Raw genomic sequence first — 13,835 nt, forward strand, 5'->3', positions numbered from 1 at the left:
CCCGGGGGCGGGGGGGCCGCCGGGGCCCCCCGGGGGGGCTTGTTTTTTTTCCGCCCGCGCCCGGGGGGGGGGGGGTGTGTCGCGGCCGGCCGGCTCACCACCACGCGCCCGTCGGGAAGCGGAACGCACCCCGGAACGGATCAGAGGGCCTGCGCCCCCTGCGCCACCGGGGCGGCGATGCCGAGTGCCGTGGTGTACATCGACATCACCAGCTTGCCGATCGCCGGGTAGGCGCCGAGCGGCTCGGCCGCCGCGCAGCCCGCGTCCTTGGCGGCGGAGTCCAGCAGCCCTTCGGCCACCTCGGGGCCCACCAGGTACGGCGCGACCGCCAGCTGGATCGAGCCGGAGTCCTTCAGCTGCGCGGCGATCGACGCGACGGAACCCTCGACGTCGAGCGCGGCGGCCATCACGGGAACCGCCAGCCGTGCGGCCAGCAGCATGCCGGTGATCCCGGCCGCCTGCACGGCCTCCTCGCCGCCCACCGTGGCCAGTACGATCCCGTCGGCGGCCGTGGCCACCGTGAACAGCCTCGCCCGGTCGGCGCGGGCGAGCCCGGCCTCGGAGAGGCGTACGTGCAGTGCTTCGGCGAGCAGCGGGTGCGGGCCGAGCACATCGGTCAGCTCGGCCGGTGCCTGGCTGTCCGTGATCGCTTGGCGTATCCGCTGCACAAGGGTGCTGTCCGGTCCCGCGAGCAGCGGCACCACGACGGCGGCCGGCCCCTCGGGCGGAGCGACCTCGCGCCCGGCGGCCGTGGCCTGCTCGAAGCGTGCGGTCCGCTCGGCGGCGCAGTGGGCGAGGGCGGAGACAAGGGACGGGTACTCGGCATCGTCGCCGTCGAGGTAACCGATCACGGCGTTCAGACCGGGCAGCTCGGAGCGGGCGATGCTGATCACTTCCTCGGCCAGACCGCGGCTGGCGGAGGAGGGGGTACCGGGAACGGCGAGAACGAGCGCGGCAGCGCCCTCAGGTGCGACCACGGGCTCCGGGCGGCGGTGCCGTCCGGACTGGCGAGGTCGCGGCATTCGTACAGGCAGGCCGGAAGCGGGCCCAGTGGGGGTGCTCATGGCGCCGCATGCTACTGGTTTTGGGTACCCCACTGCGCGGGGAGGGTCCGGTCGCGCGTTGTCTGTCCGTATTTATCCGTTGGGCGGCTTACCGGTCAACTGCCCTGCTCTGTCACCCCTGCGGGGGTCTGTTGGTCCAATCCGGACAACGGAATGCTGAGCAGTGTCGGATGACGCGGCAGGAGCAGACCGCCGGTGGCCAGGGCCCGCGCGATGCGCAGGGAGCCGATCAGGGGATCACCCGAACCGGGGACCGTCCGCGCGTGCGGCAGCAGCCGGGCCAGCTCCTCGCGCAGCGGTACGAGCAGCGGCTCGCCCATCCGGAACAGGCCACCCGTCAGCGCCACTTCGCAGCCCTCGTCGCCGGCACCCGCCGCCGGGCACACGGCGGCGGCGGCCTCCGCGATATGTCCGGCGGCTTCGCGGAGGATGCCCTCGGCCACCGGATCGTGCGCGGCGCAGCCGGCCACCTCGGGAGCGAACGAGGCGAGCACCGCGGGCCGGTCGGTACGCGGATAGAGCAGGCCGGGAAGTCCGGGCGCCGGGCCGAACACCGCCTCCAGCCGGCCGAGCAGCGCCTCGGATCCGCCGCGCCGCCCGTCGTGGGCGCGCATCGCCGCGTCGAGACCGGCCCGGCCGATCCAGGCGCCGCCGCCGCTGTCGCCCAGCAGATGACCCCAGCCGTCGGCCCGCCGCCACCGCGTCAGATCCGTACCCAGGGCGATCAGACCGGTGCCGGCCGCGACCACGGCGCCGGGGCGCTGTCCGACCGCGCCGGCGTACGCGGTCACGGCGTCGGCGGCGAGCGCCAGCCGGCGCACCCCGAGGGCGTCCGCCAGGGCGTCGGGCAGTTCGGCCCGCAGCCGGTCCCCGAGGGTGCCCATGCCGGCCGCGCCGATCGCCGCGGCCGCGATGCGGCTGCCGCCGCCGTGCCGTGCGAGCAGTTCCCGGACGGCGGGCAGCAGTTGTTCCAGCAGGTGGGCGGCGTCGATGCCGGAGGGGCCGGTCCGCACCGGTTCTGCGGATGCCGCCGTCTCCAGGGGGGTGTCGGAGCCCACGGTTCCCAGTGCCACCCGGAGCCCGGAGCCGCCCGAGTCCACGCCGAGGACGTACTCCCCGCCGTGACCCGGCCGTCCGGGGCCGCCGGGCACGCTCGTCACGGCAGGCGCCAGTCCACCGGAGCGGCGCCCTGACGCTCCAGCAGCTCATTGGTCCGGCTGAACGGGCGCGAACCGAAGAACCCTCGGTCCGCCGACATGGGGGAGGGGTGCGAGGACTCGATCGCCGGGAAATTGCCCAGCGAGGGGCGCAGGTTGCGGGCGTCGCGCCCCCACAGGACCGACACCAGCGGGGTGCCGCGCGCGACCAGCGCGGAGATCGCCTGCTGGGTCACCTCCTCCCAGCCCTTCCCGCGATGCGCGGCGGGCCGGCGGGGCGCCGTGGTCAGCGCCCGGTTGAGCAGCAGGACGCCCTGCTCGGCCCACGGCGTCAGATCGCCGTTGGAGGGGCGCGGAAGCCCCAGGTCCGAGTGGAGCTCCCGGAAGATGTTCTCCAGGCTGCCGGGCACCGGCTGGACGTCGGGTGCGACGGAGAAGCTCAGCCCCACCGCGTGCCCCGGTGTCGGGTAGGGGTCCTGACCGACGATCAGGACCCGCACCTGCTCGAAGGGTTGCTGGAACGCCCGCAGGACGTTCGCGCCCGAGGGCAGATAGGTGCGCCCGGCGGCGATCTCGCCGCGCAGGAACTCGCCCATCGCCGCGACGCGTCCGGCCACGGGCTCAAGGGCCCGTGCCCAGCCGGGCTCGATGATTTCGTTCAGAGGTCGTGCTGCCACGGGCGGCACTCTACTGCTGATACGACGGTATGGATCAACCGCCGGTGGCGGCCGCCCGCACGCACAGGACATCGGGCAGGTGCGAGATGAGCTGCTGCCAGCTGTCGCCGTCGTCCGCGCTCGCGTACACCTCGCCGTTGCGGTTGCCGAAGTAGACCCCCGCCGGATCGGCGTCGTCCGTGCAGAGCGCGTCCCGCAGCACCGTGCCGTAGTGCGCCCCTTCCGGAAGCCCCGCGGAGAGCGGCTCCCAGCTGTCACCGGCGTCACGGGTCCGGAAGACCCGGCAGCGGTGCTCCGCCGGCACCCGGTCGGCGTCGGCGTTGATCGGGAAGACGTACGCCGTGTCCGCCCGGTGCGGGTGCGCGGCCACGGCGAAGCCGAAGTCGGACGGCAGGCCCTCGCCGATGTCCTTCCAGTTGCTCCCGGCGTCGTCGCTGCGGAACACGCCCCAGTGGTTCTGGAGGTAGAGCCGGTCGGGATCGACCGCGTCCCGGCTGACCTTGTGGACGCACTGGCCGAACTCCGGGTGCGGGTCCGGCAGGAAGACGGCAGAAACCCCCTTGTTGGCCGGGGTCCAGCTCTCGCCGCCGTCCGCGGTCCTGAACACCCCGGCGGTGGAGACCGCGACCGTCACCGACCGGGCGTCCCGCTCGTCGGTCAGGACCGTGTGCAGCCCCTCGCCGCCCCCGCCCGGCACCCATTTTGAACGCGTCGGATGCTCCCAGAGCGGGCGGACCAGCTCGAACGACTCGCCGCCGTCCCGCGACCGGAACAGCGCGGCCGGCTCGGTGCCCGCGTACACGACGTCGGGCGCCTCCGGGCCCGCCGGCTGCAGCTGCCAGACCCGCTCCAGCGACGTGCCGGTGAACTCCGGGAACTTCACGGCCGGGCGCTTGGGCTCCACCCAGCTGACGCCCAGATCGTCCGAGTGGAAGACGGACGGGCCCCAGTGCGCGCTGTCGCCGCCGACCAGCAGCCGGGGGACCTCTCCACGGGTGTCGATCGCGACCGAGTAGATCGCCTGCGCATTGAAATGCGGACCCTCGAACGTCCACGCGCCATCGTGCCGACGGCCGATGAAGAGTCCTTTGCGGGTACCCACGGTGAGCAGAACATCGGTCATGACCCGAACCTCCCGAAACGCCGTTGTGCCGGATACCGGCCAGTTTGCACCCGGCCACTGACAGCGGCGCGCAGGACAGCCCGGGACACCGCCAATTCCACGGTCGTGCCAGGTCCGGCGGGGTGCCCGAGGTCCGGCGAGGGGCCTCGCCCCGCGACGGCCGCCGGGTCAGCTTCGGGGCGGCGCCGTGCTGCTGCGCACCACCAGATTGGTGGCCAGGTCGACCCGGGTGGTCGCGGGCTGCCGGCCCCGGCCCAGGTCGAGGACCAGCCGGGCGGCGGTCTCGGCCATCTCTATGAGCGGCTGGCGCACCGTGGTCAGCGGTGGGCCGATCCACCGGGTGAGCGGCAGGTCGTCGAAGCCGACGACGCTCAGATCCTCGGGGATGCGCAGTCCCAGCTCCCGCGCCGCCTCGTACACGCCGAGCGCCTGGAGGTCGTTGCCGGCGAAGACCGCGGTCGGCCGGTCGGCCCGGCGCAGCAGCTCAAGGCCCGCGGTGTAGCCCGCCTCGTGCTGGAACTCGCCCTCGCGGACCAGGGCGGGATCGATCGGCAGGCCCGCGGTCTCCAGGGCGGCGCGGTAGCCGTCCACCCGGGCCCGGCTGCACATCATCCGGGACGGGCCGCTGATCACCCCGATCCGCCGGTGCCCGAGTGCGGTGAGGTGACGGGTGGCGGCCAGGCCGCCCTGCCAGTTCGTCGTCCCGACCGAGGGGACGTCGTCGCCGGGATCACCCGCCGGGTCGACCACCGCGTAGGGGATGCTGCGGCTGGTCAGCTGGGCGCGCTGGGCGGCGGTGAGGTCCGAGAGCACCAGGATCACGCCGACCGGGCGCCTGGCCAGCACCCCGTCCACCCAGGTCTGTCCCGGGGTGAGCCGGCCCGCGCTCTCGGAGAGGACCAGGCTCAGCCCCTCCTCCCTGGCGACGTTCTCCACCCCGCGCACGACCTCCATGGCCCAGGCGCTGTCCAGCTCGTGGAAGACCAGGTCGATCAGCTGGGACTGGGTCGTGGAGCCGCGTCTGCGGCGGTAGCCGTGCACCAGCAGCAGCTCCTCCACCTTGGTGCGGGTGCCGGGGGCGACATCGGCGCGCCCGTTCAGCACCTTCGAAACTGTCGGAGCCGAGACTCCGGCCGCTCGGGCGATTTCCGCCAACGTGGCGGTGCCTTCCGACGGTTCGCCGGCCGGCGCATTTCCCTGATGTGACTGGACGTTTGCGGGGCTCATAAAGGGATCGTAGCTTCCCGCCGCACCGGCCGACGGCTGGGTCAGGCGCGAGTAAATCCCGTTCCCCGACCCCTTGACGCACCCGAAACCCGACCGTACGGTTCCGGCAACATTCGGAAGTCACACCGAAACATTCGACAGAGGTGCGGTCATGCGGTCGGGTATTTTCACTCAGGGCACACGTACGGCGAGATGGACCGCGGCCGGTGCCGCCATGGTCATGGCCGGTCTGCTGGCCGGATGCGGCTCCGACAGCGGCAGCGGCAGCGGGGGCGGCGGAACCCTCACGGCCTACGTCTACGGGGACGACGCCGTGAAGATCCAGGAAGCGGCGGTGAAGGAGTTCAACAAGACCTCCGACGTCAAGGTCAAGCTCGTCCCCGTACCCGGCACCGACTACGTCAACAAGCTCCGCAGCGCCATGGGCTCCCCGAGCGCCCCCGACATCTTCTACAACTGGGGCGGCGGCTCCATCAAGCCGTACGTGGACGCCAAGCAGGTCGTCGACCTCACCTCGACGATTCAGAGCGACCCCACACTCAAGGACGGCTTCCTCCCGTCGATCGTCGAGGCGGGCAGCCTCGACGGGAAGAAGTACGGCATCCCGATGCGCGGCATGCAGCCCGTGATGCTCTTCTACAACAAGACCCTCTTCGCGCAGAACAAGCTCCAGCCCCCCAGGACCTGGGAGGACATGCAGAAGGCCATCACCGTCTTCAAGGGCAAGGGCATCACGCCGTTCGCCCTCGGCGGCTCCGACAAATGGCCCGAGCTGATGTGGATGGAGTACCTCCTCGACCGGATCGGCGGCCCCGAGGTCTTCCGGAAGATCCAGGGCGGCGACAGCTCCGCCTGGGGCGACCCCGCCGTCCTCAAGTCGGCGCAGACCGTCAAGGAGCTCGTCGACGGCGGCGCGTTCGGCAAGAACTTCAACTCCGTCGACTACGGCAACGGAGGCGCCCCCACCCTGCTCAACAAGGGCAAGGCCGCGATGCACCTGATGGGCTCGTGGGAGTACTCGACACAGCTCGGCAAGGCACCCGCGTTCGCCAGGAAGGACCTCGGCTGGACCGCCTTCCCGACCGTCGCCGGCGGCGTCGGTGACCCGGCCGACGTGGTCGGCAACCCCACCAACTACTGGTCCGTCAACACCAGGACCAAGCACAAGGACGCCGCGATAGCCTTCCTGAAGACCATGGCCGCCAAGTCCTACAGCAAGGCCCTGGTCGACAACGGCGACATCCCGACCACGTCGAACGCCGCCTCGACGCTGGACTCCGCGCCCAACCCGCGGTTCGCGCACGACCAGTACTCGATGGTCCAGAAGGCGCCGAGCTTCACGCTCTCCTGGGACCAGGCGCTGGAGTCGCAGATCGCCACCCCGCTGCTCACCGAGATCAGCAAGCTGTTCGCCGGCAAGTCCACGCCCGAGCAGTTCGTCGCCGCGATGAAGGCCGTCAAGTAACGATGTCCCAGCTCTCTCCGTACACCGAGGTGCGTGGCGGAAGGAAGGCGGCCGCCGGCAACGTCGGCCGCCCCTCGGTCGCCTGGGCCCTTCCCGGGATCGTCTTCTTCGCCCTCTTCGCGATCGTCCCGCTGGCGATCGCCGTCTACCTGTCCTTCTGCCACTGGGACGGGCTGAACTCCCCGACACCGGTCGGCACGGACAACTGGACCCGGCTGTTCAAGGACCCCGAATTCCGTCAGGCCGCCTGGCTCAGCCTGCTGCTCACCACCGTCAGCTGGGCCTTCCAGACCCCGGTGGCGCTGCTGCTGGGCGTCTGGGCGGCAGGCAGACAGCGCAGCCGGACCTTCCTCTCCGCCGTCTTCTTCATCCCGCTGCTGCTCTCCACCACCGCCATCGCGATGCTCTTCCACGCTCTGCTCGACCCCAACTTCGGCGTCATCAAGCAGATCGGCCCCTGGTTCGGCATCGACCCCAACATCATGGGCTCCTCCACCGGCGCCCTGCTCACCGTGGCCTTCGTCGGCGGCTGGCAGTTCATGCCGTTCCACACCCTGATCTACCAGGGCGGCGCCCGGCAGATCCCCGAGGTCCTCTACCAGGCGGCCGCCATCGACGGCGCCGGCATGCTGCGGCAGTTCTTCCATATCACCCTGCCGCAGCTGCGCAACACCATCACGACCTCCTCGGTCCTGATGATCGTCGGCTCGCTGACGTACTTCGACACCGTGCTGATCATGACCAAGGGCGGTCCGGGCACGGACACCACGATCCTGCCCTACCTGATGTACCGCACCGGATTCCAGACGTACGACCTCGGCTACGCCGCCGCCATCGCCACGGCCCTGGTGGTCGTCGCCACCGGCCTTTCACTGATCCTGGTGCGCTTCAGCGGCTTCGGCTCCATGCGCTCGACGCGGGAAGGTATGTGACGTCATGTCAGTCGACACCCGTCGTGCGGCGCCGCCCACGACACCCGCGCTCCGGACCCGGAAAACCGCCGCCCGCCGTCCCAGGAGATGGGGCAATCCGCTGGCCGGCCTCGGCTCGCTGGTCTGGCTCGTCATCGTCGTCGTCCCGCTGTACACGCTGGTCTCCTCCTCGCTGATGCACCAGGACGAGGCGCTCAGCGGTGATCCGCTGGCGTTCCCGTCCCACCCCACGCTGGAGAACTACAACAGCGTGCTGCACAGCGGCTTCCTCACCCTGCTGGGCAACACCGCGATCGTGGCCGCCGCCACGGTGGCCATCGTGCTGGTCCTCTCGGTGCCCGTCGCCTATGTCGCGGTGCGCACCCGCAGCAGGCTCTCCTCGCTGGCCTTCCGGACGTTCCTGCTCGGCGTGGCCATCCCGGCGCAGGCCGTGATCGTGCCGCTGTACCTGCTGATCGGCAAGATGGGCCTGTACGACACGCTGCCGGCGATCATCCTGCCCACCGCGGCCTTCGCGATGCCGGTGGCCGTCCTCGTCCTGAGCGGCACCATGCGCGACGTCTCCGAGGAGATGTACGAGGCGATGGCGCTCGACGGCGCGACCCCGCTGAGGATGCTGTGGCAGCTCGCCATCCCGATGTCCAAGGCCGGCATCAGCACCGTGGCGATCTTCTCGGCGCTGCAGGCCTGGAACGGATTCCTCTTCCCGCTGATCCTCACCCAGTCGGAGGAGAAGCGTGTCCTGACGCTCGGTCTCTTCAACTTCATGTCCCAGTTCGGAGTTAACATCCCCGCCGTACTGGCGGCGATCGTGCTCTCCGTGGTGCCGATCTTCGCCGTGTACCTCGTGGCGCGCAGGGCGCTGGTCAACGGACTGATGGGGGTGGGCGGCAAATAACGCACCCACGCCGCCCCGCACCACCGCACTCATGAGAGGAACCCCTGCCCCCATGGCAATCCCCGCTGTCCCGCACACCCGCCGCACCGAGGCGGCCCCCGAGACCGACGGCCCCTGGCGCGACCCCTCGCTCACCGCGCGGGAACGGGTCGCCGACCTGATCCCCCGGATGACCCTGGAGGAGAAGGCCGCCCAGCTGTACGGAGTCTGGGTGGGCGCCGACGCCGACGGCGACGGGGTCGCCCCGCACCAGAACGACATGGTCGACCCGGTCGACTGGGACGACCTCACCACCCGGGGCCTCGGCCAGCTCACCCGCCCCTTCGGCACCGCCCCCGTCGACCCCGGCCTCGGCGCGCTCGCCCTGGCCCGCGCCCAGCGCCGGATCGCCGGTGCCGGACGGTTCTCCATCCCGGCCCTCGCCCACGAGGAGTGCCTGGCCGGATTCACGGCCTGGGGCGCCACCGCCTACCCCGTACCGCTGTCCTGGGGCGCGGCCTGGAACCCGGAGCTGGTCACCGAGATGGCCCACCGGATCGGCCGGGACATGCGCTCGGTCGGCGTCCACCAGGGCCTGGCCCCCGTCCTGGACGTGGCACGCGACCTGCGCTGGGGCCGCGTCGAGGAGACCATCGGCGAGGACCCCTACCTGGTCGGGACCATCGGCACGGCGTACGTACGCGGCCTGGAGTCCGCCGGCATCGTCGCCACCCTCAAGCACTTCGCCGGGTACGCGGCTTCGGCGGGCGCCCGCAACCTCGCGCCGGTCCGGTCCGGGGCCCGCGAGATGGCGGACGTCACCCTGCCGCCCTTCGAGATGGCACTGCGCGAGGGCGGCGCCCGCTCGGTGATGTCCTCCTACGCCGAGATCGACGGAGTGCCCTCCGCGGCCGACCCCGCCCTGCTCACCGAACTGCTCCGCGAAACCTGGGGGTTCACCGGGACCGTCGTCGCGGACTACTTCGGCATCGGCTTCCTGGAGACCCTGCACAAGGTCGCCGCCGACCGCGCGGACGCCGCCCGGCTCGCCCTGGGCGCCGGCGTCGACGTGGAACTGCCCACCGTCCGCAGCTACGGGGACACCCTCGTCGCCGCCGTACGCGACGGGGCCGTGCCCGAGGAACTCGTCGACCGGGCCCTGTCCCGCGTACTGCTGCAGAAGTGCGAACTGGGCCTCCTCGACCCCGGCTGGTCGCCGCTGCCCGCCGCCCTGCTGGACACCGACCCCGAGCCGGCCCGTGGCACCGTAGACCTCGACCCGCCGGAGAACCGGGCGCTGGCCCGCGCACTCGCCGAGCAGGCCTGTGTGCTGCTCGCCAACCCCGACGGCGTGCTGCCGCTGCCCGGCACAGGCCGGATCGCGGTCGTCGGACCGCGCGCCGACGACCCGCTGGCCATGCTCGGCTGCTACTCGTTCCCCAGCCACGTCGGCGTCTCGCACCCCGAGACCGAGATGGGCATCGAGGTGCAGACCGTACTGGAGTCGCTGCGCGGCGAACTCGCGGGCGCGGACGTCGGATTCGCGGCCGGCTGCCAGGTGGACGGTACGGACACGTCCGCGATCGCGGAGGCCGTCCGGCTGGCCGGGGACGCCGATGTCTGTGTGGCCGTGCTCGGTGACCGGGCCGGTCTCTTCGGCCGGGGCACCTCCGGGGAGGGCTGCGACGCGGCGGACCTCTCGCTGCCGGGTGTGCAGGGTGAGCTGCTGGACGCCCTGCTGGCCACCGGTACCCCGGTGATCCTGGTGCTGCTGACCGGCCGCCCGTACGCGCTGGGGCGGTGGGCGGACCGGACGGCCGCCGTCGTGCAGTCCTTCTTCCCCGGGGAGGAGGGCGGTCCGGCGCTGGCCGGGGTGCTCTCCGGGCGGGTCAACCCCTCCGGCCGGCTCCCGGTGGGCGTACCGAGGGGGCCGGGCGGTCAGCCGTGGACGTACCTGCAACCGCCGTTGGGGCTCGCCAGCGGGGTCAGCAATCTGGACCCGACGCCGCTCCACCCCTTCGGGCACGGCCTGTCCTACACCTCCTTCGACTGGGAACAGGCAGGTCCGGTCCCGGCCGAGATCCCCACCGACGGCTCGGCCGACATCGAACTCACCGTCCGCAACACCGGTGACCGGGAGGGCGCCGAAGTGGTGCAGCTGTACGTCCACGACCCGGTCGCCCAGACGACCCGCCCCCAGGCACGGCTGATCGGCTACGCGCGGGTGCCGCTCGCCGCCGGTGCGGCGGCCAGGGTCCGGTTCCGCTTCCACGCGGACCTGGTGTCCTTCACCGGCATCGGCGGCCGCCGGATCGTCGAACCCGGCGACCTCGAACTGCGGCTCGCCGCCTCCAGCGCCGCCACCGCTGTGCGCCGCACGGTACGGCTGCGGCTGACCGGGCCAGAGCGGACGGTCGACCACCGGCGGCGGCTCGTCTGCGGGACCTCGGTCGAGCCCGTGACGGAGCCGGCCGCGCGCTGACCGGCCGCCCGTGAACCTCCCCGCCGGACGTGCGGGGAGGTTCACGAAACTTTCGACATTTCTCCACGGCCGGGCGCGGAAAGGAATCAATTACGGCAGCGCTGTTATATTAGTGCTGTGACATCTTCCGATCCCACAGCGCTCCCCGACCCCTGGCGCTCCCTGCACGAGCTTCTGGCCGCCATGGACGCCGAGATCGAGCAGGTCTACGTCGAGCGGGGCATCAAAGGCGTGCGCCCCCGGTTCGCCTATCCGCTGATCCGGCTCGCCCACACCGGACCGCTGACCATCCGCGAGCTCGCGAAGTCCCTGGACCGCTCGCACTCCGCGATCAGCCAGACCGTCGCCGCCATGCGCAAGGAGGATCTGGTCACCTCGGAGCCGGGGCCCGACGCCCGAACCCGGCGGATCGACCTGACCGAGCGCGGGCGGTCGCTGGTGCCGTTCCTGGAAGCGGAGTGGCGCGCCACCCACGCGACGGTCGCCGAGCTGGACAGCGAGGTCCCGTACGCGATGACAGCCGTGGTCGAGGACGTGCGGCGGGCGCTGGAACACCGGTCGATGCGGCAGCGGATCCTCCACCACCTCGTCGAGTCACCGCGATGAGGGAGCGTGCCCGTGTCCGGTTCCTCGATACCCGCCCGCTGCGCGGAAACCGGCCGTTCCGCGACCTGTGGATCGGTACCGCGATCTCTCAGATCGGCGGGCAGACAGCCAACGTCGCGGTCCTGGCCCAGGTCTGGGACCTGACCGGCAGCCCGGTGTCCACCGGCGCCATCGGGCTCGCGACCGGACTGCCGATGGTGCTGTTCGGGCTGCTCGGCGGCACGTTGGCCGACACGGTGGACCGCCGTGCCGTGGTGCGGGCCACCACGGCGGGCCAGTTGCTGGCCTCCGTCGGGCTGTGCGCCCAGGCCCTGGCGGAGAACCGGAACGTGTGGCTGCTGCTCGCCCTGGTCGCCTCCGGGACGGGCTGCGGCGCCCTCGGAGCCCCTGCCCGGCGCACCTTCCCGGTCCGGCTGCTGCCGGGCGACCAGGTCGCGGCTGGGCTCGCGCTGACCAACGTCTCCTTCCAGGCGGCGATGCTGACCGGCCCCGCTATGGCCGGGCTGATCATCGCCCGCTGGGATTTCCCCGCCGCGTACGCCGCCCAGGCCGTGGCCATGGCCGTCTCGATGCTCGCGGTGATCCGGCTGCCCGCGATGCGGCCGGAAGGCGCCGGCGCGGCGGGAGGCAGACGCCGCCCGGAGCGCGGTGGTCGGCGGATCGTCCTGCGCCGCCCGACACTGTGGGGCTCGATGGCCACCGACCTCTCCGCGACGCTGCTCGCCATGCCCATCGCACTGTTCCCGCTGGTCAACGAGATCCGCTTCGGGGGAGACCCGCGGACCCTCGGCCTGTTCCTCTCGGCTGTCGCGGTCGGGGGAATCACGGCCGGCCTGCTCTCCGGTACGGTGACGCGGCTGCGCCGCAGCGGCCTGGTGCAGCTGTCCGCGGCGGCGGTGTGGGGGTTGGCGCTGGCCTGTTTCGGGCTGGCGGGGCCCTTGTGGCTCGCGCTCGGCTGCCTGGCGGTGGCGGGCGCCGCCGACACCGTATCCGTCGTCACCCGCAGCGCCCTGGTCCAGCTGGAGACCCCGGACGCGTACCGGGGGCGGGTCTCCTCGGTCGAACACGTCATCGGTGTCGCGGGCCCCGAACTCGGCAACTTCCGGGGTGGCCTGTTGGCGTCCGTCACCTCGGCCCCCATCTCCCTGGTCCTCGGGGGACTGTCCGCCGTCCTGGCGATCGGAGCCGTAGCCGTGACCAACCCCCCTCTTCGCGCCTACCGCACGCCGCCTGCCGCCGCGAAGCCGACCGCCCCCGGTGTCACCGACGCGGCGGTGGCCGCTGGTTAGTCTCCCGGCCCGCCGCCGGGCTTGAGCCGGCGAGCGGGCATGCTTCATCCAGCCCGGAACTCCGGGCACAGGGGAGTAGCAGAGCGGATGAAGAACGTGAACGAGGACAGTGCTGTGCCGGCCGAACGCCTTGAGGTGACCCCAGTCGGCGAGGGCGTCGAGATCAGGCTCGGCACACCGGAAGGAGAGCTCGCGCTGATCTGCACTCCGGAGCGGGCCCGCGAACTGGCCACCGCCCTCGGGCTCGCGGCGGACGAGGCCGACAGTGTGCGTACGGCCGACCCCGTCACGGTCAGGGCCGGCGAACTGCGCCGCGGAGACGTCCGGGACGGCGACCGTGCGATGACGGTGGACGGTGTCAGGGTCGACGGGGCCACCGTCCACGTCACCTGGAAGTCGGGCGCCGGACGCGGCTGGAACCAGCTGTACGACGCGGACGCCCGCATCACCCTGCGCCGCCGCGGCCGGTAGGCGCCCCCGGTCGCCCCTGCTCCCGCCGCGCACCGCCGGGTGAAGGGGCGCACCCTGGAGGAAGAACCTCCGGAGGTGAGCACCCATGACGCAGACCGCTGTCGGATGGCACATCGAGCTGGAATTCGAGGAGGACTCCCACCGCACCCGCGCCGCCGCTCTGGTGCGGCTCTCCGACGGGAGCGAGGTACGGGCCCACGGCTACGCCAGCAGGCATCCCGCGGACTCCGAGCAGCCCCGGGTGGGCGAGGAGATCGCCGGTGCGCGTGCGCTCAACGAGCTGGCGATGAAGCTGCTGACCAAGGCGCACGACGAGATCGACGAGGAGTCCGGCCGTACGTCCTATCCGCTGACCTGATCGGCCGGACAGCCCTCAGGGGGCTACGGACCCGGCCTCGTACGAGAGGCGTCGTAATTTGACGGACGTCGTAGTACGGGATGTATCGTACTAGCGATTCTTCCGTA

General features: G+C 71.9%; 13 protein-coding genes. 8 read left to right on the top strand and 5 right to left on the bottom strand.

Annotation, left to right across the window (positions count from 1 at the left end; genetic code table 11):
• Positions 1–140: 140 nt before the first annotated feature.
• The 5 genes from ACFVQ0_RS35845 to ACFVQ0_RS35865 all read right to left on the bottom strand — a co-directional run bounded on the left by ACFVQ0_RS35845 (position 141) and on the right by ACFVQ0_RS35865 (position 5,248).
• Positions 141–1,064: a sirohydrochlorin chelatase gene (locus tag ACFVQ0_RS35845; protein WP_390093381.1), complete on the bottom strand. Its 924-nt coding sequence runs from the start codon at positions 1,062–1,064 to the stop codon at positions 141–143.
• Positions 1,065–1,159: 95 nt separating this feature from the next.
• On the bottom strand, positions 1,160–2,224 hold the full coding sequence (locus ACFVQ0_RS35850) for an N-acetylglucosamine kinase (protein ID WP_390093382.1): 1,065 nt from the start codon (positions 2,222–2,224) through the stop codon (positions 1,160–1,162).
• Positions 2,221–2,898 (bottom strand): uracil-DNA glycosylase, encoded by a 678-nt coding sequence (locus ACFVQ0_RS35855; RefSeq protein WP_390093383.1) that lies wholly within the window; start codon positions 2,896–2,898, stop codon positions 2,221–2,223. The genes ACFVQ0_RS35850 and ACFVQ0_RS35855 overlap by 4 nt, the downstream gene beginning before the upstream one ends.
• A gap of 34 nt (positions 2,899–2,932) precedes the next feature.
• Complete coding sequence (locus ACFVQ0_RS35860) at positions 2,933–4,021, bottom strand: WD40/YVTN/BNR-like repeat-containing protein (RefSeq protein WP_390093384.1); 1,089 nt, start codon at positions 4,019–4,021, stop codon at positions 2,933–2,935.
• Positions 4,022–4,189: 168 nt separating this feature from the next.
• Complete coding sequence (locus ACFVQ0_RS35865; protein WP_390093385.1) at positions 4,190–5,248, bottom strand: LacI family DNA-binding transcriptional regulator; 1,059 nt, start codon at positions 5,246–5,248, stop codon at positions 4,190–4,192.
• Positions 5,249–5,462: 214 nt separating this feature from the next.
• On the opposite strand from ACFVQ0_RS35865, the gene ACFVQ0_RS35870 reads away from it, so the two are divergent.
• The 8 genes from ACFVQ0_RS35870 to ACFVQ0_RS35905 all read left to right on the top strand — a co-directional run bounded on the left by ACFVQ0_RS35870 (position 5,463) and on the right by ACFVQ0_RS35905 (position 13,728).
• Positions 5,463–6,713 carry an extracellular solute-binding protein gene (locus tag ACFVQ0_RS35870; RefSeq protein WP_390093426.1) on the top strand — a complete coding sequence of 417 codons (1,251 nt, stop codon included), beginning with the start codon at positions 5,463–5,465 and terminating at the stop codon, positions 6,711–6,713.
• 2 nt (positions 6,714–6,715) lie between these two features.
• Positions 6,716–7,645, top strand: coding sequence for a carbohydrate ABC transporter permease (locus ACFVQ0_RS35875; RefSeq protein WP_390093386.1), 930 nt, complete (start codon positions 6,716–6,718; stop codon positions 7,643–7,645).
• A 4-nt stretch (positions 7,646–7,649) separates the two neighbouring features.
• A complete protein-coding gene (locus ACFVQ0_RS35880) occupies positions 7,650–8,543 on the top strand; it encodes a carbohydrate ABC transporter permease (protein WP_390093387.1) in 894 nt (297 codons plus the stop codon).
• A gap of 52 nt (positions 8,544–8,595) precedes the next feature.
• The gene (locus tag ACFVQ0_RS35885; protein WP_390093388.1) at positions 8,596–11,004 is read left to right on the top strand and encodes a glycoside hydrolase family 3 N-terminal domain-containing protein; all 2,409 of its coding nucleotides are present in this window, start codon (positions 8,596–8,598) and stop codon (positions 11,002–11,004) included.
• Positions 11,005–11,121: 117 nt separating this feature from the next.
• Entirely contained in the window at positions 11,122–11,610 is a 489-nt protein-coding gene (locus ACFVQ0_RS35890) for a MarR family winged helix-turn-helix transcriptional regulator (protein WP_390093389.1), read from the top strand.
• Entirely contained in the window at positions 11,607–12,899 is a 1,293-nt protein-coding gene (locus ACFVQ0_RS35895; protein ID WP_390093390.1) for an MFS transporter, read from the top strand. The genes ACFVQ0_RS35890 and ACFVQ0_RS35895 overlap by 4 nt, the downstream gene beginning before the upstream one ends.
• A gap of 87 nt (positions 12,900–12,986) precedes the next feature.
• The gene (locus ACFVQ0_RS35900) at positions 12,987–13,370 is read left to right on the top strand and encodes a hypothetical protein (protein WP_390093391.1); all 384 of its coding nucleotides are present in this window, start codon (positions 12,987–12,989) and stop codon (positions 13,368–13,370) included.
• 85 nt (positions 13,371–13,455) lie between these two features.
• Positions 13,456–13,728 carry a DUF1876 domain-containing protein gene (locus tag ACFVQ0_RS35905; RefSeq protein WP_390093393.1) on the top strand — a complete coding sequence of 91 codons (273 nt, stop codon included), beginning with the start codon at positions 13,456–13,458 and terminating at the stop codon, positions 13,726–13,728.
• Positions 13,729–13,835: the final 107 nt, after the last annotated feature.

The sequence above is a fragment of the Streptomyces sp. NPDC057900 genome (genome assembly GCF_042887885.1).
Taxonomy (GTDB): domain Bacteria; phylum Actinomycetota; class Actinomycetes; order Streptomycetales; family Streptomycetaceae; genus Streptomyces.